The 20,729-nt window shown below is 42.3% G+C and carries 15 protein-coding genes and 1 riboswitch; of the genes, 8 read left to right on the top strand and 7 right to left on the bottom strand.

Annotation, left to right across the window (positions count from 1 at the left end; all coding sequences use genetic code 11):
- Window positions 1–35: 35 nt before the first annotated feature.
- The 4 genes from LQ188_RS19045 to LQ188_RS19060 all read left to right on the top strand — a co-directional run bounded on the left by LQ188_RS19045 (window position 36) and on the right by LQ188_RS19060 (window position 3,281).
- Complete coding sequence (locus LQ188_RS19045) at window positions 36–620, top strand: biotin transporter BioY (RefSeq protein ID WP_230177811.1); 585 nt, start codon at window positions 36–38, stop codon at window positions 618–620.
- Entirely contained in the window at window positions 599–1,306 is a 708-nt protein-coding gene (gene bioD, locus LQ188_RS19050) for a dethiobiotin synthase (RefSeq protein ID WP_101224838.1), read from the top strand. Before LQ188_RS19045 ends, bioD begins: the two co-directional genes overlap by 22 nt.
- On the top strand, window positions 1,303–2,685 hold the full coding sequence (gene bioA / locus LQ188_RS19055) for an adenosylmethionine--8-amino-7-oxononanoate transaminase (RefSeq protein WP_230177812.1): 1,383 nt from the start codon (window positions 1,303–1,305) through the stop codon (window positions 2,683–2,685). The genes bioD and bioA overlap by 4 nt, the downstream gene beginning before the upstream one ends.
- Before the next feature lie 383 nt (window positions 2,686–3,068).
- The gene (locus LQ188_RS19060; RefSeq protein WP_101224840.1) at window positions 3,069–3,281 is read left to right on the top strand and encodes a hypothetical protein; all 213 of its coding nucleotides are present in this window, start codon (window positions 3,069–3,071) and stop codon (window positions 3,279–3,281) included.
- Between the two features lie 87 nt (window positions 3,282–3,368).
- Here LQ188_RS19060 and LQ188_RS19065 read toward each other — a convergent pair whose 3' ends face one another.
- Both LQ188_RS19065 and LQ188_RS19070 read right to left on the bottom strand, forming a co-directional pair.
- Window positions 3,369–4,718 (bottom strand): FAD-binding oxidoreductase, encoded by a 1,350-nt coding sequence (locus LQ188_RS19065; RefSeq protein WP_230177814.1) that lies wholly within the window; start codon window positions 4,716–4,718, stop codon window positions 3,369–3,371.
- A 443-nt stretch (window positions 4,719–5,161) separates the two neighbouring features.
- Window positions 5,162–6,550 (bottom strand): amino acid permease, encoded by a 1,389-nt coding sequence (locus LQ188_RS19070; protein WP_230177816.1) that lies wholly within the window; start codon window positions 6,548–6,550, stop codon window positions 5,162–5,164.
- Between the two features lie 502 nt (window positions 6,551–7,052).
- Window positions 7,053–7,131, top strand: a riboswitch (glycine riboswitch).
- Between the two features lie 206 nt (window positions 7,132–7,337).
- On the opposite strand from LQ188_RS19070, the gene LQ188_RS19075 reads away from it, so the two are divergent.
- From LQ188_RS19075 to LQ188_RS19085, 3 genes are all read left to right on the top strand, one after another.
- Window positions 7,338–8,681, top strand: coding sequence for an amino acid permease (locus LQ188_RS19075; RefSeq protein ID WP_230177817.1), 1,344 nt, complete (start codon window positions 7,338–7,340; stop codon window positions 8,679–8,681).
- A 271-nt stretch (window positions 8,682–8,952) separates the two neighbouring features.
- Window positions 8,953–9,153 carry a DUF3311 domain-containing protein gene (locus LQ188_RS19080; protein WP_048685209.1) on the top strand — a complete coding sequence of 67 codons (201 nt, stop codon included), beginning with the start codon at window positions 8,953–8,955 and terminating at the stop codon, window positions 9,151–9,153.
- Window positions 9,150–10,628, top strand: a complete 1,479-nt coding sequence (locus tag LQ188_RS19085) for a sodium:solute symporter (protein WP_101224844.1) — start codon at window positions 9,150–9,152, stop codon at window positions 10,626–10,628. Before LQ188_RS19080 ends, LQ188_RS19085 begins: the two co-directional genes overlap by 4 nt.
- A 623-nt stretch (window positions 10,629–11,251) precedes the next feature.
- Here the strand turns inward: LQ188_RS19085 and argH are convergent.
- The 5 genes from argH to LQ188_RS19110 are packed head-to-tail and all read right to left on the bottom strand — an operon-like array spanning window position 11,252 to window position 17,882.
- The gene (argH, locus tag LQ188_RS19090) at window positions 11,252–12,736 is read right to left on the bottom strand and encodes an argininosuccinate lyase (RefSeq protein WP_230177820.1); all 1,485 of its coding nucleotides are present in this window, start codon (window positions 12,734–12,736) and stop codon (window positions 11,252–11,254) included.
- A gap of 15 nt (window positions 12,737–12,751) precedes the next feature.
- Complete coding sequence (locus LQ188_RS19095; RefSeq protein ID WP_230177822.1) at window positions 12,752–14,440, bottom strand: iron ABC transporter permease; 1,689 nt, start codon at window positions 14,438–14,440, stop codon at window positions 12,752–12,754.
- Window positions 14,437–15,549, bottom strand: coding sequence for an ABC transporter ATP-binding protein (locus tag LQ188_RS19100; RefSeq protein WP_101224847.1), 1,113 nt, complete (start codon window positions 15,547–15,549; stop codon window positions 14,437–14,439). Before LQ188_RS19100 ends, LQ188_RS19095 begins: the two co-directional genes overlap by 4 nt.
- 15 nt (window positions 15,550–15,564) lie before the next feature.
- Window positions 15,565–16,656, bottom strand: coding sequence for an extracellular solute-binding protein (locus LQ188_RS19105; protein ID WP_101224848.1), 1,092 nt, complete (start codon window positions 16,654–16,656; stop codon window positions 15,565–15,567).
- The gene (locus tag LQ188_RS19110) at window positions 16,656–17,882 is read right to left on the bottom strand and encodes an ROK family transcriptional regulator (protein WP_230177824.1); all 1,227 of its coding nucleotides are present in this window, start codon (window positions 17,880–17,882) and stop codon (window positions 16,656–16,658) included. Before LQ188_RS19110 ends, LQ188_RS19105 begins: the two co-directional genes overlap by 1 nt.
- Before the next feature lie 256 nt (window positions 17,883–18,138).
- Between LQ188_RS19110 and LQ188_RS19115 the strand changes: the two genes are divergently transcribed.
- On the top strand, window positions 18,139–20,646 hold the full coding sequence (locus LQ188_RS19115; RefSeq protein ID WP_230177826.1) for an NEW3 domain-containing protein: 2,508 nt from the start codon (window positions 18,139–18,141) through the stop codon (window positions 20,644–20,646).
- The last annotated feature ends 83 nt before the right edge of the window (window positions 20,647–20,729 follow it).

The following is a 20,729-nucleotide window of genomic DNA, read 5'->3' on the forward strand; positions in this document are numbered from 1 at the left end:
TTTTGCCAGCACTTTCAAAAAAGGAGGTTAAAAACTTGAAAGCTAGGACGATTTCCTATGTGGCCCTTTTTACCGCGTTAACTGCCATTGGCGCCTTTATTAAGATACCTATACCTTACATACCATTCACACTGCAAATTCTGGCAGTCTATTTGGCAGGCGCATTATTGGGGCCCCGGCTTGGAATGCTCAGTCAGTTATGCTACGTCTTGATCGGACTTATCGGGGTGCCCGTGTTTGCTGAAGGCGGGGGATTCGGCTATATTTTCAAACCCACATTCGGCTATTTGCTCGGATATATACTGGGAGCCTATGTAAATGGATGGCTGATCAACCGGTTTTCCCTCTCTACGATTCGTTCCATATTCTTTGCTAATGCCGCCTCTTTGCTGACAGTTTACCTTTTTGGCTGCATCTGGCTGTATGGTGCGATGAAGTGGATTGTAGAAACGCCGCTTACCACCAACCAGACGATTCTTTACGGCTTCTTGTTACCTGTACCCGGTGATCTTATGCTATGCATTCTATGTGCTGTCATCATTCAACAAGTACGTCCGCGCATTGCAAGATATATAAACGTAAAGGAGCTGAATCATCCATGGGCCAAGCCTACTTTATAACCGGAACTGGCACGGATATTGGAAAGACCATCGTCACGAGTGCACTCTATCTGTCTCTTCAAACATTGGGAAAAAGCGTCACGATATTCAAGCCATTCCAAACTGGAATCAATGAAGAAAATCATACATACCCGGATATATCTTGGTTTGAGCAGGAACTCGGTGTAAAGGATTCAGGGTTTTACACACTGAAACCGGAAACCTCCCCACATTTGGCGATTAAATTAACCGGTAGTCTTATCGATGAGAAGAAAGTCGTGGAAAGGGTTCACGAACTTGAGGAAATGTATGACATCGTATTAGTAGAGGGCGCTGGCGGATTGGCTGTGCCGCTTATTGAACGAACGGAAGGTTTCTATATGACGGCGGATTTCATAAAGGATTGCGGCATGCCTGTCCTCTTCGTATCCACAAGCGGTTTAGGGGCGATTCATGATGTCGTGACCACCCATTCTTATGCCCAAGTCCATGATATAAACGTGAAAACCATTTTGTATAATCATTTCCGGCCGGAAGATCGGATTCATCAAGACAATATCGAAACCATTGAAAAGCTGACTGGGCTGAATGGCCTCGCCTGCATCCCAACACTGGCCGATGTTAGAAAAGACTTGAGAATCTGTATCCTTGATTTACTTAGTGATCAAGATTATACCCACCAACTGAAAGAGGTGTTCAAAGCATGAACAGTCAGGATTTAGAACAATGGGATAAGGAATATGTATGGCATCCGTTCACACAAATGAAAACGTATCGGGAAAGCAAACCGCTGATCATTGAGCGCGGCGAAGGCAGCTACCTGATTGATGTGGATGGCAAACGCTACCTCGACGGCTATGCTTCATTATGGGTGAACGTGCACGGGCATAACGAGCCGGAATTAAACGGCGCCCTAATTGAACAAGTGAATAAAGTCGCGCACTCCACGCTGCTGGGATCTGCGAATGTACCATCGATTCTACTGGCAAAAAAACTGGCCGAGATCACTCCTGGTTCTTTATCGAAAGTCTTCTACTCTGACACGGGATCTGCCGCTGTTGAAATCGCCCTTAAAGTCGCATATCAATATTGGCAAAATATCGATCCCGTCAAGCATCAGAATAAAAACAAATTCGTCTCACTTGACGAAGCATACCATGGCGATACTGTCGGAGCTGTGAGTGTGGGCGGAATGGATTTATACCATAGAATCTTTAAGCCCCTCTTATTTCAACGGATTTCCGCCCCTTCACCATATGCCTATCACATGACTGAGTATGGAGATCAAGAAGCCGTGAAAAACCATTGTTTGAAGGAACTGGAGCAGTTACTGGAGAAACAATCAGAGGAAATTGCAGGATTGATCATCGAGCCGCTTGTGCAGGGAGCAGCAGGCATCATAACCCATCCCCAAGGCTTTTTGAAAGAGGTCGAACAATTATGCAAAAAGTACAATATCCTCTTAATTTGTGACGAGGTGGCCGTAGGATTCGGTCGCACCGGTACAATGTTTGCCTGCGAACAGGAGGATGTCGTCCCTGATATCATGTGTATGGGTAAAGGGATCACTGGGGGATATATGCCACTCGCAGCAACCATCATGACCGAGCAGATCTTTCATTCCTTTTTGGGGGAAAGAGAAGAACATAAAACCTTCTATCACGGCCACACCTATACAGGAAATCAGCTAGCCTGTGCACTGGCCCTGAAGAATATCGAGCTAATGGAAAGCCGGAATCTCATTAAAGACATCCAGAAAAAATCTAAATATCTATCACAAAGACTGCAAACGCTATACGAACTCCCGATAGTCGGCGATATCCGCCAGCGCGGCTTCATGATTGGAGTGGAAATCGTTAAAGACCGCCAAACAAAAGAAACGTTCACCCTCCAAGAGAATGTCGTTTCCGGAATCATCCATACAGCACGGGAAAATGGCCTGATCATTCGGGAACTTGGTCCAGTCATCACGATGATGCCGATCCTTTCCATGTCAGAAAAGGAACTCGATTTCATGGTCCAAACCGTCTACCGTGCCATTAAGGAAGTCTCCATTCATAAAGGATTGATTCCAGCAGCTAACTGATACACAAAGAACCGGAAGAGCAGAGCTCATCCGGTTCCTTCTATACTTTGTAGGGACTTCGTAAAGAAAGATCAAAGATATTACATTGTTTTCAAGGAACGTAATACTATTTATGCAGATGAAAATTTAAGGATTCTAAGTAAATACCCCTAATGATTCCATTCTCTTTCTGCCCGTTTTTAAATCTTAAAGATGTACCTTTTACACGAATTTGGATTGTCCATAAATTTGGCATCGTTTATTTAAATGGCTTTTTTGCTTGTTTCAAAATTTCCCCAAGCTGCCCATCCTGTCTGCGTCATATATTTTTTCTCCTTATAAAAAAGAAAAGAAAGGTCATCCTAATGGAGTAATTCCAATAATGACATAAGGAGAGAAGCTACATGCCTCAACAACAAATTGATATCAATCAATTAAACCAAGCAAAAGCAAACGTTACCCTAACACAAACCTTACTTTCACAAGCAATTGAAAAATCTTCCTCTGATCCAACTTTGGCACAAGAAGCCATTAAACAAGCAGCTCAAGAAATCGCACAAGCCCAGTCTTCCGTAAATCAGGTTTACAGTGCAGTTCAAGCTCAGCAAGCAGAATGATTTTGGGAAGATGAAAATAAAAGAGGCCTATCCCAATTGAGGAATAGGCCTTTTAATAACGAATGTTTTTGGTTCATCCAAGCTTTTTCAGACCCACTTCTTAAAAGGCGGTATACTTTGAGGGAATTTAAACGTATTGTATGGATCATATCTCGTTTTAACTTCCCGAAGCCGCTTGAAATTTTCTCCATAGTACGCAGTTGGCCAATCTTCGATGAGGATATCCGGCCAATTCACGTAGTCACCTGTAGTATATGGTGACAATGCGCATTTAAGTTCTTTGATCCACTGGATGTTTTGCCGCTCTTCTTCTGGATTCGTCCATGTAACCAGATACTCCTGGGCGATGACGGCATCCCGATAATAAAAAGCCGTTTCATTTGGGGACACACGGCCAACTGCCCCTCCTAGGGATTGGTGCCAAATGGCTGCATTTTCATTTGGAGCGTTTTCCAGAAAATGCTTCATCGTCAAGATTGCTTGCCGTTGAAAGGGTTTTTCAATGAAGGACCCCGATCGCTTGCGATGGGCCGGTCGATTTCCACTTGGATCATTAAAGAATTGCACAGCATCAATGTACGGGACTTCCTTTATCATGATATTTGTTGGAAAACCCGCTCTCGTCAAAGGCTTTAGAAGCTGCTGCAACCTATATGATGGCCCAACAAATTCACCTTGAGCGATAATTTGGTTTACTTCCTTTGACTTGAATTCGATTTCTGAAGTTAAACACTCTTCAACTTGAGGGGCCCAATCCTGCCAGGCTTCAAACACCGCTTCAAAATCTTCCCATCCCCATGTGACGGAGAAAATCGATACCCTTGATACGGGGTGTACCCGAAAGGTAAGAGAAGTGACTATGCCAAAGTTTCCCCCTCCACCCCCGCAGCATGCCCAAAATAAATCACTATTAATTTTCCTATTTGCTTTAATAAGTTTGGCGCCCCTCTTTCCGCACGCCCTTACCATTTCTATTTCAAGCAAATTGTCACAAGTAAGTCCAAAGCGTCTCGATAACATGCCTATTCCACCGCCGAGCGTAAGGCCTACAAGACCAACACCGCTTTCGGTTCCAGCCGGAATCGTCGTGCCATACTTCCATAGCGTATTATATACTTGACCTAAATCAGCTCCGGCTTCGATTTTTGCAATCATTTTTTCACGGTTGACCTTGATATTGTACATTTCACTTATATCAATGATTAGACCGCCATTCACTAATGAAAAATTTTCATAACTATGCCTGCCGCTCCTAACCCGGAAAGGTGTATGATTTTCCCGGGCCCACTTCAATGAATTCAATACATCATTGGAATTCTGACAAAACACAATGACCTTTGGAAATTTAGAAAAACTTAAGTTATTATTTATCCTGGCCTGCTCATACTCAGCATCATTAGGTGTAACGACCCGCCCGGTAAGCTTTGTTCTTTCCAAAATATAACCCCTTCCTCGGGTAAAGATGATGCTACATCCTATGAAAAAGTCTGTCAGGAAGACACATTCCATAAACGTCCCCCTGCTGGCATCCCTTGTTACGGGGACTAATTAGCTTTACTCGTGAGATTCGCTGATTTACTCGTGAGTTTCGCCATTTTACTCGTGAATTCCACCACTTTACTCGTAAGTTTTGCCGTTTTACTCGTGAATTTCGCTGGTTTACTCGAGTTTCGCCGTTTTACTCGTGAATTCCACCACTTTACTCGAGTTTCGCCGTTTTACTCGTGAATTTCGCTGGTTTACTCGTGAGTTCCACCACTTTACTCGTAAGTTTCGCCATTTTACTCGTGAATTCCACCACTTCACTCCTGAATTCCAACAATCACCAAAGACAAAAAAGCCCTTCTCGAATTAAGAGAAGGGCTTTCCGATAGAGTTTCTTATCCCGAAATTTCATCATCGGATTTAACATCCAATGGTGTTCGTTTATCCATTTTCAGCATGTAATAACTTGCTACGACCAAGGCTAGGAAAATGATCCCGACAACCAAGGAAATCCGGGTACTAGGATTGATCCACATACCGACCAGCACCATCAGTAAGAAGGCAATTGTCGCATAGTTACTGTAAGGGGCCAACGGCATCTTGAACGGATGTTTCTCCATTTCAGCGGCATTTACCTTTCTGAATTTAAGCTCACTGATAAGTAAGACAAACCATGGAATCATCCCGGGTAATACACTCGCACTGTACACATAAAGGAATAATTGCGGCGGTGCAAGGTAATTCAGGATAACCCCGATGCCCAATCCTAATAGTACAGCGATCGTACAATATGCCGGCACTCCATTTTTAGATACTTTAGCAAAGACTTTTGGAGCTTGGCCATTCAATGCAAGTGTGTAAAGCATACGCCCTGCACTGAAAATCCCACTGTTGCATCCAGACATTGCCGCTGTGATTACGACAAAGTTGATGATTCCTGCTGCTGCTGTGATACCTATTTTAGCAAAGGTTGAAACGAATGGGCTTCCTAAGTCATCCAGTTGATCCCAAGGGAAGACTGTCACGATGACAAATATGGCACCAATATAGAAAATTAATATACGCCATATGATTGATTGGATTGCTTTTGTTACGGTCTTCCTTGGATCTTTCGCTTCTCCGGCTGTGATGCCGATAAGCTCAACGCCTTGATAGGATGCCACGACAAGGGAAAGCGCAAAGAAGAATCCTGTCCAGCCTCCCGTAAAGAAGCCGCCATTTTCCCATAGATTCGATAATCCAATCGCATCCCCGCCATTCCCTATTCCAAAGAAGATAAGGCCTAGGCCGGCAACGATCATCAATATGATCGTTATGATTTTTATAAGCGCAAACCAGAATTCAAATTCCCCGAAGGATTTAACTGAAATGAGGTTGGCCGCCCCCAAGATGATCATGGCGACCACACCTGGTATCCAAGCCGGTAAATCCGGGAACCAATATTGCATGTACAACCCAACCGCGATGATTTCGGACATTCCGACGATTACCCATTGAAACCAATTGCTCCAAGCAGTCATATAACCTGCCAAAGGATGTATATAGCTGCTCGCAAAGGTTGCAAAAGAACCTGTAGTCGGTTCTAAATAGAGCATCTCACCCATGGAACGCATGATGAAAAATATAAAAATACCTGCGATGGCATAAGCAAGCATTACAGAGGGCCCGGTCCATTTGATCGTGCTCGCCGATCCCATGAATAACCCGACACCGATGGTTCCGCCCAAAGCTATCATTTGAATGTGACGTGCTTCCAGCCCTCTCTTTAATTCCTTGTTCGACATGTTTAACTCCCCCAGATGCAATATCGGTAATGCTTTTCCATCCTTAACACGAACGACTCTCTATTAATTATTGCGGTTAGAAATGCTTTATCGAAAAAAATATCAATAACACTTCAATTATGTTTTCTTATCTTATAATAGTAAATATTCTGTAAAAATACAATTGTATTTTTGAAATAAACAGTTACCAAATATATCTTGGCAATTCCCCTTATCTAAAAATATCATTTCAAAAAAATGATGTTCAATATTTCATAATAGTGATCATCTAAAAAACAAATTTTTCAAGTACCTTAATAAAAATTAAGACCACTATAAACCTACAGCTATTGCCGTTTTCACTTCAAAAAAAACTTGTTGACCTTCCGAAAAATAGATGATAGAATTCCAATATTATTTTATAAGCATAATGAATGATTCAGCAGTGGTAGATTATCACTGACAACATTTATTCACAACCGCATACAAGCAAGCGATGAATGCTATGGATGACACTATAGCAGGAGCAGCTTCTGGAGAGACTGTACAAGGTGCAGCGCCGAAGGATTCACAATCTCAGGCAAAAGGACAGAAGAGTAACGAATGATAAAATTGTTATTCTGAACCCTTTAAGAGATTGGTATTATCCAATCTCTTTTTTTATTGTCCATTTTGTGGTTGGACTAAAAACAACAGCTTTAAAACCAATGGGAAAGGCAAGCTGGACGAAAAAATCAGTCCCTCTCTCCAAGACCATTCAGGTAAATTCATTCACTACCAAGACTATAAAAAGACGGGGGCGTAAGAATTGGCAAAACAAGAATTAAAAAGAGATTTAAAAAATAGACATGTACAACTGATCGCAATAGGAGGAACCATTGGCACCGGATTATTTTTAGGTTCCGGAAAAGCCATACAATTAGCAGGACCTTCCATTTTATTTTCCTATCTGATAATAGGGATTGCCTTGTTTTTTGTGATGAGGGCACTAGGGGAATTGCTCTTATCCAATGCAGGGTATACATCATTCACTGAATTTGCAACCGAATATGTCGGTCCATGGGCCGGCTTCGTGACAGGGTGGACATATTGGTTCTGTTGGATCATGACCGCAATGGCCGATATCATAGCTGTCGGCGTCTATATGCAATATTGGTTCGATATCCCTCAATGGATTCCGGCTCTAATATGCCTAGTCATTCTGTTAGGATTGAACCTTTTGACCGTTAAGTTATTTGGTGAATTGGAATTCTGGTTTGCCATCATTAAAGTAATCACGATCATCGCCTTGATCGTCGTGGGGATCATCCTTTTGATCATCGGCTTCAATACCAATAGCGGAACGGTTTCCCTAACGAACCTATGGAATCATGGGGGCATGTTCCCTAATGGCATTTCTGGATTCCTATTATCTTTACAGCTGGTCGTCTTCTCATTTGTCGGTGTCGAATTGGTCGGGGTTTCCGCAGCAGAAACGGCAAACCCGAGAAAGAACATTCCATCTGCCATCAATAAAATCCCTGTCCGGATTTTACTTTTCTATGTTGGTGCACTATTCGTCATTCTCTGCGTCAACCCATGGACACAACTGGATGCCACGAGCAGCCCATTTGTAGAGGTCTTTGCGTTAATCGGCATTCCTGTCGCTGCAGGGATCATCAACTTCGTCGTTTTGACATCCGCTGCTTCTGCATGCAACAGCGGTTTATTTTCAACGAGCCGAATACTTTATACGTTAAGCAGGAATGGCGAAGCCCCTGCTAAACTGGAAAAATTAAATAAACAGGCTGTTCCGAGCAATGCCTTATTAACATCCACAATCGTTGTATCAATAGGGGCATTATTAAGCAAACTGATACCTGAACAGGCATTTACCGTCGTGACGACCATCAGTGCCATCTGTTTCATATGGGTATGGAGCATTATCTTGATTTCCCATATCAAATATTCGAAAACAAGGCCTGACCTAAGAGCGAAATCGACTTTCAAGGCTCCTTTTACACCCTTTGTCAATTACGCCATATTAGGATTATTCCTGTTCATCCTTATTGTTATGCTATTCGCTGAAGCTACACGACTATCACTGCTCTTGACCCCAATCTGGTTCATACTTTTGGTAATACTATATAATTCTCGGAAAAAATATAGCTAAAGGAAATAAAGCCTTGAACTCACTATGAATTCAAGGCTTTATCTGTTTTATGAACATATCATTGTTCGGCTGTCTGCGCACAGTTGCTCAAATATATCAGGCAACTGCATTAAATTTTATATCAAAATAGTGTAAGCTAATATATATTATCGGACCTTTTCCGTCATGTATGAATTTTTCATCCCGGTTTGGTTCACCCATCCATCAGTGGCATTGAAGAATAAACCCCATTGGTGGGCGTTTCACTTTATTAAAACGGAGGGGTTTGTTTATGAAGATTATATATATTCTTACTCTAGTTCCTTTTATAGGCATACTAGGATTTCTGCCTTTTGTTAATAAAATAGAACCATATGTATTAGGGATGCCTTTCAATATGTTCTGGATGGCTATGTGGGTGGTCCTTACCTCTGCCATACTGGGCATCATGTATAAGCTGGATCCCAGGAATCGGGAAGGTGACCAGGAATGAATATTGCTCTCTTAATCATTTTAGCATTTTTACTTCTATCGATATTTTTAGGCATACGCTCTTCAAAAGGAAAAGATATGGACTTGGAACAATGGACGGTTGGCGGACGCGGTTTTGGTGCGATATTCGTCTTTCTGTTGATGGCCGGGGAAATCTATACGACCTTCTCCTTCCTTGGCGGCAGCGGCTGGGCTTATGGCAAGGGCGCACCCGCACTATATGTTCTAATTTACATTACTTTGTCTTACGTATTATCCTATTGGCTCCTACCGGAAATATGGAGATATGCCAAGGAAAATAAACTGATGTCTCAATCCGATTTCTTTGTAAGCAAATATAAGAGTCCCGGTTTAGGAATTTTGGCTGCGCTTGTCGGTGTGGTGTCGATGATTCCAGTGATCGTCGTGCAGCTGAAAGGATTGGGGATCATTGTCTCAGAAGCATCTTATGGTGCCATCTCCATGTCTGAGGCAGTTTGGATGGGGGCGATCAGCCTTACCATTTATGTGATGATCTCCGGTATACACGGTTCAGTTTGGACAGCGGTCATTAAAGATATAATGATGGTCGCCATAATAGGATTTTTGGGGATTTATCTGCCGATTCATTACTTCGGCGGATTTCAGCCGATGTTTGAAGCGATTGATGCGGCCAAGCCTGGTTTTCTTAAGTTCCCAGATCAGGGACTTAGCGTATCATGGTTCATCTCCACGGTAATATTGCTCGTATTCGGCTTCTATATGTGGCCACAAGTTTTCAGCGCTGTTTATTCAGCACGCAGCGGCAAGGTATTTCGAAAAAATGCAATCATCAGCCCTTTATATACACTCATGCTGTTATTCGTCTTTTTTGTTGGGTTTACAGCAATATTGAAAGTGCCCGGACTCGTTGGGGCAGATGCAGACCTGTCATTGCTGCGCCTTTCGATCGAGACCTTTGATCCATGGTTTATAGGCATAATCGGCGGAGCTGGATTATTGACTGCATTGGTGCCGGGATCCATGCTTTTGATGAGCGTCGCTACACTGCTCGCGAAAAACGTCTATAAGGAATTTGCACCTGCAGTATCCGATCGCCATGTTGTACGATTGGCAAAGTTCCTTGTTCCAGTCATCGCCCTTATAGCCGTCTACTTCACCTTAAACGGCGGCGAAACGATGTCAGCATTAATTCTTATGGGATACAGTCTAATCACACAGCTTTTCCCGTCCCTGCTCTTTAGTCTGAAAAGGAATAATCCGATCAATAAATTTGGCGCAATCTCCGGCATCATTTCAGGATTGGCCATCGTAATTTGCATTACACTCAGTCATTCGACAATAGGGACCTTGTTTCCATCCTTGCCGCAAGCAGCGAAAGATTTGAATGTGGGAATCATTGCATTGGCAGTCAATTTCATTGTGATGATCGCAGTAAGTCTGGCTTTCAGAAAGCAAGCGATTCAGTTGGAACCTAAATCCGTTAACGAAATATGAAGAAACTTTGAAACCGGTTATTTTGGATAAATAAACATCGGAAGGCTCAGTCAAAAGACTGAGCCTTCCTTATTATCGGCATCCAAGCATATTGCCCTTTTTCTCAATATTGTTTATAGGAAACCTCATTTTAGACTATTAATCTTTTCTGTTTATAAACAAATCCCCTATTTTAACTAATAAATACAACGAAAAAATAATCATCAAGGTTCTGGATACTACCAGACCATCAATAGCTAAATCATATCCACCTCTTAATAAAACTTCCGGATTCTAACAAAAAGTAATCGATATTACGAAAGCTATTAAAATCAGGATAACACCGAACTGAGATCTATTTGACATTAACATTCCGCCTTATATTATATATTTTCCAAATAATAGCATTGTTTTTAGGAATAATCTACATTCATTGTCACTAGGGATATCTCAGTTGCAATAAAAATCCAAAATAAATAGCCACCCTGATAAAGAATGACTATATATCATAAAATATGAAGCTTTCTCAGTAAAATGCATCGTATTGCTTTCGAGCCAACAAAAAATACGCTCTTCAGAAGGTTCATGCTTTTACTCGTGAGTTTCATGCGCGTCAAGACTCATTTCCCTTTAACAACATACCTTTAGTAATCCACTAAAGCCTTCCTGCCATCATTCAATGCTTTGACCATTTCCTTATATTCCTGCAAATCTTGTTCCAGTTTTTGTTTTCTATTTACAATCATTCTCGTAACCTCTTTTGGGGAGGGCCCGCCTTGAATGCTTCTGATTTCCACAAAATATTCGGGAGAGATTATTTTTTTCCATTCATCTTCTGCTATGTTCACTGAAACGAATTCATTGATGATCTTGTTGATTTCTTTTGTGTCCCAATCATATAGCTCTTTCCCTTCACTAATTGACCGTTTTGCAATATGACTGGCTATGGAGTGGGCTTTTCTAAAGGATATGTCGTAATCTCTTGATAGGGTATCCGCTAATTCAGTAACCGTTATACTGGATTTTGCGGCCATTTTCTTTGTGTGTTCTTCATTTACTTTCAAGGTTGACATGACGGCATACATTAGTTTCATGACACGTCCTGCATTCGAAAAAGCCCGATATAAATGCGGCTGTAAATCATCTTCCGTATCGACGATATCACCAAATGGTGTATTGTGGATCATATTCATTGCAGCAAGTGCATCACCATACGCACTGCTTGCAATCGAACGGGAATGTTCAATGGAGACTGGATTTCTTTTTTGCGGCATGATGCTGCTCACTTGAACATAAGGGTCCGCCACATGAAAGGTTCCAAACTCCCTTGTCACATGCTGCAGGAAGTCTTGAATCCATCTTCCTGTATTGACCATGCACGTCATGATGGCAGTTGCGGTTTCCAATAAATAATCCGCCCCGCCAATCGAGTCATAGGAATTCTCAATCACCGAATCAAACCCAAGCAGTTCAGCCGTACGGTTCCGGCTGATCGGAAAACCGGTGGTCGTTAACGCGGCCGCGCCCAAAGGGGATTGGTTAACCGTTTCATAGGCTGCCCATAACCGGCCAATATCCCTTTGAAGCACATCATATATTGCCAAAAAGTAATGTCCTATCGTAGTCGGCTGAGCCGGTTGGGTATGCGTGTAACCAGTTATATAGGTTTCTGTATGTTTTTCAGCCTGCACCAAGAATGCTTCACTCAATTGGTTTGCATAGCCAATCAATTGGAGTAGATGACCTCTTAAAACAAGCCGGTACATGGCGACTCCCATATCATTACGACTGCGGCCGATATGAATCTTCCCTGCAAGTTCATGACCGATTTCCTCACCGATCTTTGCCTCCATCATGAAAAATAAGTCTTCGAACTGGGGCTGATAGGTCAACTGCGCTAGATCTGTTTGAGCCACTTTCCGAATCCCATCAAGCATGGTCTTCGCCTCTTCTTCTTTAATGATCTTTTGTTCCGAAAGCATGATGACATGTGCCCGATGAATATCGAACATTGCATGAAATAAGTAATCTCTTTGATCATTAAAAACAGGCATCAGAAGCTCTCTAGCATATGTTTTTCCGGGAAAGGCACTACCTTCATTTTTGATAAATTCTTCAAGCCTGCTCATCTTTTAACCTCCGATTTATAAAGCTCTTTCCGCTTTGATTCCAAAAAACTTGTTCGAAATAAAGAGAACGATTACAATCAGCGTGATTTGAATCATCCCATAGGCAGCTGCCTGCCCCATATTGAACATCCGAAGCTGATTCATGATTTCAATGGATATGGGCCTGTTAGAAATTGTGTACAACAGGACCGACGTCGGGAATTCCCCCACAGATTCGATAAATGCCAATAATGTCCCTGATAAAACACCAGGCATAATAATAGGAAATATGACTTTTCTGAAGGTATAAAACCACTTTGCCCCCAAGTTTCTGGCTGCTTCTTCAATCGAGTCATCCAGCTGCTCCAGAACGGCGTTAGTCGAACGGACAACGAGCGGAATATGCCTGATGAAATAGGCAAGCGGCAAAATCCAAAATGTTCCTACCAAAATTTGACCAAAGGAAAAAACGCTAGGTTCATTGAATGCGAATATCAAGTTCATCCCTATGACCGTTGCAGGCAACGCCCAAGGAATCATGACTAGAATATCGACAAAGCTTTTCCCGACGAATTTCCGTTTGACAAGTACATAGGACGCTATGACCCCAAACACCAGATTTGCCAACGTAGCAATAACCGCCATCAGTAAACTATTTCGTAACGGTTTGAAGATATTAGGGTCTTCAAACAAAAGCCGGTAATTTTCCATATTAAATACTGTTGGATATGTTTGAAATGTCCAGGTTCCATCCGGCACAAGTGAAAGCAATAGAATCGTAAAGTGCGGTAATAGCAGAATAATTACGCCGATGATACCCGTTAAGACCATCACCCATTTCACAAACGGGTTTCTCACTTCACTCCTGTGTGCGCCAATTCCTTTCGAAGCCATGCGATAATCCTTCCTATTTTGATACCAACGCATGAATAATAGAAATGAAATCGAAACGATGGATAGAATGACGGATTGAGTAGCGGCAATTTCCATATCACCATTGATTTTTGAAAAATAAATTTGCAGGCTCAACACCCTATATCCGCCAGCTAATAAAAACGGGGCACTGAAAGAAGCCATCGATATCATGAAAACAAGTAGAGAAGCGGCTACGATGGCAGGTGTCAATAATGGAAATGTCACCTTCCAAAAAACCTTGATTTTATTTGCGCCTAAGTTATAAGCCGCTTCTTCAAGGGAAGGATCTATTTTGTTGATTGCAGCGGATACGGTCATATAAAAATAAACATACATCGTATAGGCATGCACGATAAGGATTCCCGATACCCCGCCAATCTTGAATGGAACCTTCTCGAGACCAAACAGGTCCTTGATGGCATTTGGAATCAATCCCGATTCTCCATATAAAAACATAAAGGCCATGACCCCTACCAATGATGGAAGGACAATCGGCAAAATCGCTGCTGATGAAAAGAAGCTTCTGCCGGGAAAATCGTAACGGTTAAAAATGAATGCGAGCGGAATGCCAATCAAGGCACTGACCAATACACTCAATAAGGATATATAAACAGAATTCCATAGAGCCTCTAAGTTCGTTTTCGATTCCTGTACGAAGAAGTCCTGATAATTTCCAAGGGATATCGTTCCGTCTTTTTGCAGACTTTCTATAAAGGTCCTCAACGATGGGTAGAGTACATAAGCTACTAGCACCAATAAAACTGGTATAAGGAGCCAAACCGTCAATCTCGTATCACGATTTTTAATCATGGAGCATCACCACTTATGATGGGAATAAGACGCAGCTGTTTCTCAAGAAGCTGGACATACACTTCCTTTCCTTGATAAAAGTATCCAAAATCATAAGTGTTAAATACGTCGACCCTTAGTAACACGTCTTGAACATCCACCATGACATTCACAACAGATCCAAAGAATTGGACGGAATTTATTTTACCTTTAAAGATATTCTTTCCTTCCTCGATCACATCCAGAATTCTGATTGCTTCAGGACGAATCGAAACAGCAAGGTCAGCATCACTCTGTATGATTGAAATTCCGTCCCTAGCTTGATTTTCCACCTTCAATTTAATCGGTTTTTCACTATTCTTAAGGGTAACCTCTATATTATCTTGTTGAACTTTTTCAACTTGAACGGGCAAAAGATTAATCTCGCCTATAAAACTCGCCACAAAATCATTGGCCGGCCGATTATAAATTTCTGCCGGCGTCCCGACCTGGTGACATACACCATAATTGAACACAGCGATCCGATCACTCATGGATAAAGCCTCAGCCTGATCATGAGTGACATATATGGTGGTAATCTTATAGTCACGCTGCAGCCTTAAGATTTCCACTCTCATTTCATCACGAAGCTTGGCATCCAGATTACTTAATGGTTCATCCAGCAGTAATATCTCCGGTTCAATGACCAGTGCTCTCGCAAGGGCCACCCGCTGCTGCTGCCCTCCGCTTAACTGGCTCACTTGACGATTCGAGTAGCTCTCCAGCCTTACCTTTTGGAGGGCATCCAGCACTCTCCTCTTTAAGTCAACAGAAGAAACCTTTCTCACACGCAAGCCAAACGCTACATTTTCAAAAACAGTCATGTGGGGAAAGAGGGCATAGTTTTGAAAAACCATGCCTGTATTTCTTTTCTCCGGAGGTACACGCGTCATATCTTTGTCGCCAAATCGGACGACACCTTTTGTTGGATAATAAAAACCGGCAATCATCCGAAGCGTTGTCGTTTTACCGCAGCCGCTTGGACCAAGAAAGGTAAAAAACTCACCTTCTTTGATGTCCAGATTTAAATGGTCAACAGCTATCGTTTTCCCGAAGGCTTTTTGGACATTCTCTATTTTTATTGACGCCATCCCAACGACACTTCCTTATTCTTTAATTTCTTTATCTCCACTTTTAATATTTTCGTCCCAATATTTCATCCACTCGTCACCTTTTTCCTCGAATGCATTCCAATCAATATCCATCGCTTTAATTTCCGTTTCCGTGATCCATTCAGGTAAATCCTTCACATCACTTCTGGTCGGAATCCTGTAAAATTCCTCTGCCAAAGTTTTTGCGGCTTCAGGTGAATTCACGAACTCATAAAAGGCTTCAGCCGCTTTTGGATGCTTGGCACCTTCAACGATGGCGATACCTTCTGTCAATACAGGTGTTCCGCTCTTCGGAATGACAAACTCGAACGGATAATTTTTATTTTCCTTCAGCATGACAACATCCGGCATTGCCCAAACGGAAAGTGAGCCCTCTCCTTTGGCTACCTTGTTATACATCATTTCCGGGTTTGCTGAATATTCCTTTGTGTTTTGATCGAGCTTCTTTAACCAGTCATACCCTTCTTTTGGATCATTTGTATCCTTATACGTACGATAGATCATCGCAGAAAAAATTGTCCTCATCGTTCCGGAGGCTAACGGATAGCGGATGATGATTTCGTCTTTCCACTTCGGATCAAGCAGCTCATCCCAATCTTTCGGTACCTCATCCTTCGATAGTTCTTTGCTGTTGTACATGATGACTTCCGGTGTCTGGCTCGTTCCCGTCCAATACCATTCCGGATCGTGGAATCCTTCATCAAGACTATCGGAATAGCTAGGCTTATAAGCAGCCAGCAGCCCATCAGCCTTCGCTTGATTGAAGTTCGTGGAAGGTGCCCCCCACCAAACGTCTGCCTGCGGATTACTTTTCTCTGATCGAACGCGGTCAAGGATTTCCTGGGACCCCATATCAAGCCACTCAACATCAATACCATACTCATCTTCGAACTGCTTTTCGAATTTTGATAAAATATCTTTGCCATGCGGTGAATAAACAACGATCTTATCTTCCAGCTCACCCTTTTTTCCGTTGGCACCGCCAGCATCCGAATTCGTTTTCGTATCTGTACCGTTACATCCTGAAATCAATAGTGCTGCCGATAAGGCCATTACTGAAACAAACGACTTTTTCCTACTTTTCATTAATACTCCCCCTCATCCCGAAAATTCAAAATGCCATCATGCTCCCTTAAGAATAAGGAAACCGCGCCTAGTACTCCTGCGTTTTCTCCCAATTGTGAAGTTTTCATTTCTACTAAACTAGGAAGATATCGATCAACGATCTCCCGAATTCTAGGTAAAATGTATTCAGATGAATTTAATACACCACCTCCTAAAATGATTACTTCTGGATTTAGCAAACTGGCCGCATTGACAATTCCGCACGCTAAATGTTCGATGGCTTCATTTATGACGGCCATTGCAGTCGTGTCTCCTTTTTTTGCTGACAAAAAGGCATCCTCCCCCGATAGTTCGGAAGATTTGGCCCGTTCGAATAAAAGATGATGAGGATCCTTGAGGACCTCCCTGGTAAAATGGCTGCCTATCGACTTTCCTCCTGCGACACTTTCCAAATAGCCGTATCTATGGAAAATCGGCTTGAATTCACGCTTCATATCCTCTTTGTCCGTTACCATATATCCCATTTCCCCAGCTGCACTGGAAGCCCCTCTGTATAACTGGTTGTTCAAGATGATTCCGCTTCCTATCCCCGTGCCAACCGCAATGAACAGCAAATTCCGCTTATTTTGTGCATTACCCAGCCACTGTTCACCTAGTGCAGCCGCGTTTACATCATTATCCAGAAAAATGGGGAAATCAAAATACCGCTTCGCTTCGGCTATGAAAGGATATTGTACCCAGCCTAAACTCGGTGCCTCTATTACTAATCCGCTTGCCGTTTGCGTTATACCAGGGATTCCTACTCCCATCCCCAATATCCTGCCCTTCGCAATCTGATTCTTGGCAATTAACCGTTCCGTTTCAATCGCCATTTGTTTAAGAAGCCCTGATTTTAAATAGGTGTTGGTTGAAAAGCTAGTGTCGGCAAGGATGTTGCCGCTTAAATCACTTAAAACGATTTTCACTTTCGTCCCGCCTATATCGACTCCAATGATATAGGCTGCCTTTTCATTAAAAAAGAGCTGGATGGGTCTTCTCCCGCCTTGAGAGGAGGATTCTCCTATTCCTTTCTCAAATACCCATTTCTCCTGTATAAGTTCATCCACAGCCAGAGAAACAGTTGGTTTACTTAGCTGAAGCTTAACGGCGATTTCAGCTCTTGAAATGGGCGAGCATTCCTGGATGCATTGAATGATTCTTTTTTTATTGACATATTTTTGATGACTGGGTGGTCTTTTAAAACTCATCACATCACGGCCTTACATCATTTAGTTAGTAAATCTTCCTAATTAAGTAAAAATATAACTTAAATAAATTCAGTGCACAAGTTATTTTTCTGAACATTTAAAATGTTCAACTTTTAATAGTTACTTCGAATCATTTACATTTATAACCATTAATGCTATTTATTAGATAAGTTTTTTCCATCTGGTTAGTTAGAAAATATTACTAACCTACATTTTTTTTAGGTGTCTTAAAAAGTTGAAGGGGGTTAAAAGATTAATGAAAAAAGCTCTGTTATCGCTGCTTTCCCTTTTGTTGGTTCTTGCATTATTGCCGCTTGGAGGCAGCGCTGCAAATCCTGAGGAAGCCAACGTTGAGTTATGGAATGCGGTCAAGCCACTCGAGACGACCGTGACATTCTTGAACAGCGGTGCCCATCCAGATGATGAACGGAGTGACTTTCTCGCTTACCTATCGAGAGGGTTAGGGGTAAAGACATCCAGCCTGATTGCAAACCGTGGTGAAGGAGGACAAAATGAAATTGGGGATGAACTGGACAATGCTCTTGGAATCATCCGTTCGAGGGAAATGATTGAAGCTGCGAAAATAACCGGGGTTAAGGCCTATCATCTAAGTGAAACTACCTCAGATCCCATTTATGATTTCGGCTTCTCTAAAACACCAGAGGAAACATTAGAAAAGTGGGGCGAAGAACTCACCTATGAACGGCTTATCCGCTTTATTCGGACCTATCAGCCGGATATATTGATGCCATCCTTTCAAAATGATGATACCCAGCATGGACATCATCGAACAATGACAATCTTAAGTGAACGTGCCTTTAAGGATGCGTCCGACCCAACTGTGTTTCCTCAACAATTGAAACAAGGGCTATCCGTATGGCAAGTGAAAAAGTTATATTTGCCCGTTTCATCGGCAGATCAAGCAACCACTTCGATTGAAATCGGTAAATATGACCCAATATACAATATGACTTATCCACAGCTGGGAGAACAATCCCGCTATCTGCATAAAAGCCAAGGCATGGGTTCTGATATCCCGGCAGCACCCCGCCAGATCCATCTGGATTTGAAGCAAAGCGCCGTTGATACAAAAAACCAGTCGGACCTTTTTGCAGGTGTACCTTACAATTTTACTGAATGGGCAGAAAAACTCCCCCGCTCAGCTTCAAAATTAAAAGGTGAATTTAAATACCTGCAACGGAATTTGGACGCTGTTATTACGGCTTATCCCAATGAAAAACGTGTTTTTTCAATATCCCAAAATGCTCTTTCAAATGTTCGGTCAATTACTGCGCAAGTCAAAAAGGCAAAGCTAAGCCCTGCCATTAAGAACGACTTGCTTCATAAGCTCTCATTAAAAGAAGAGCAATTGCAAAACGTCAGTTATGTCTCCTCAGGACTCGAAGTTCAAGCTAAAGCAGCTTCAAAGATCCTGACGAAAGGCCAAAAAACGTACGTAACCGTAACCGTGAAGAATAACGGGAAACAAACCTTGAAAAAAGTCGCTGCTGCATTGAACTTACCTAAAGGATGGAAGATCAAAACTAAAGCTAAAGATGTCAATCTAGCACCAAATAAATCAGCGACAATGACCTATCTGGTTGAAGTCCCTGAAGATGCAGCCTATTACCATGCCTATGATGAATCAACCATTACGACCAGCATTTCTTATAAATACGGCAGCACAAAAACTTCCATCAAGGAGGAAGTGGATGGAACGATCGCTGTCCTTCCCGACGTTGGTCTTACCCTATCTCCTGAAGATATCGTCGTAAATACAGCAGATGTAAAAGAGGAAGTCCCAGTGACGGTAACCTTGAAAAACTATACAGAAGGAAAAGCATCGGCAAAGGTCGCTTTAAAAGTCCCTGAAAATTGGGGAGTTCATCCCAAAAATGCCACTGTATCATTTAAAGAAAAATCAGAAGAAAGACAAGTGAAGTTCACCCTAAGACCGCCTAAGGCAATACAAAATGGCGAATATCAGGTGAAGGCAGCTGCTACTGTCAATGGGAAAACCTTTGATTCGACCATTCAGGAAATTTCCTATGACCATATCGGAACATTCTATTACCAATACCCAGCAGCTATCAATACCGTTGCATTTGAGCTTTTGAAGCCAGCTTCATTAAAAGTGGGGTACATTGAAAGCGGATTCGATAAAGTGGCAGATTACTTAAGCAATGCAGGTCTGAACATTACGAAGTTAACTGCAGCTGATTTAGCTGAAGGTGATTTAAGTCAATATGACACGATCGTTACAGGCATCCGTGCCTATCTATCGAGGGAAGATTTAAAGGCAAATAACGCGCGCTTACTTGAATATGTGGAAAATGGCGGCCATCTCGTCGTGCAATACCATAAACCGGGTGATGGATGGGATGCAATGAAGACTGCTCCATATCCTCTTACCCTCGGGAATCCTTCCATTCGCTGGCGGGTAACCGATGAAAAAGCCACGGTAAACGTGTCGAAGCCAGAATCAGCGCTTTTTAACTATCCAAATAAAATAACAAGTGATGACTGGAGCAATTGGGTCCAAGAAAGAGGATTGTATTTCCCAATGGAATGGGATGAACGATATGAAACATTCATATCCATGGCTGATCCAAATGAAGAACCATTTGATGGCGGAATTCTCATGGCTAAATACGGTAATGGCACCTACCTCTACACCAACCTTGTGCTATATAGGCAAATTCAAGGCCAAGTTCCAGGCGGATATCGAATCATGACGAACTTGATTAGTTATGGTGCCAAGTAAAAAAAGAAGAAACCTATGCATGTGTCGAATGCATAGGTTTTTCTTTTTTTGATGTTTACCAATTGAAGCCATCGCCTCACTGA

This window comes from Peribacillus sp. Bi134 (genome assembly GCF_918698065.1).
Taxonomy (GTDB): Bacteria; Bacillota; Bacilli; order Bacillales; family DSM-1321; genus Peribacillus.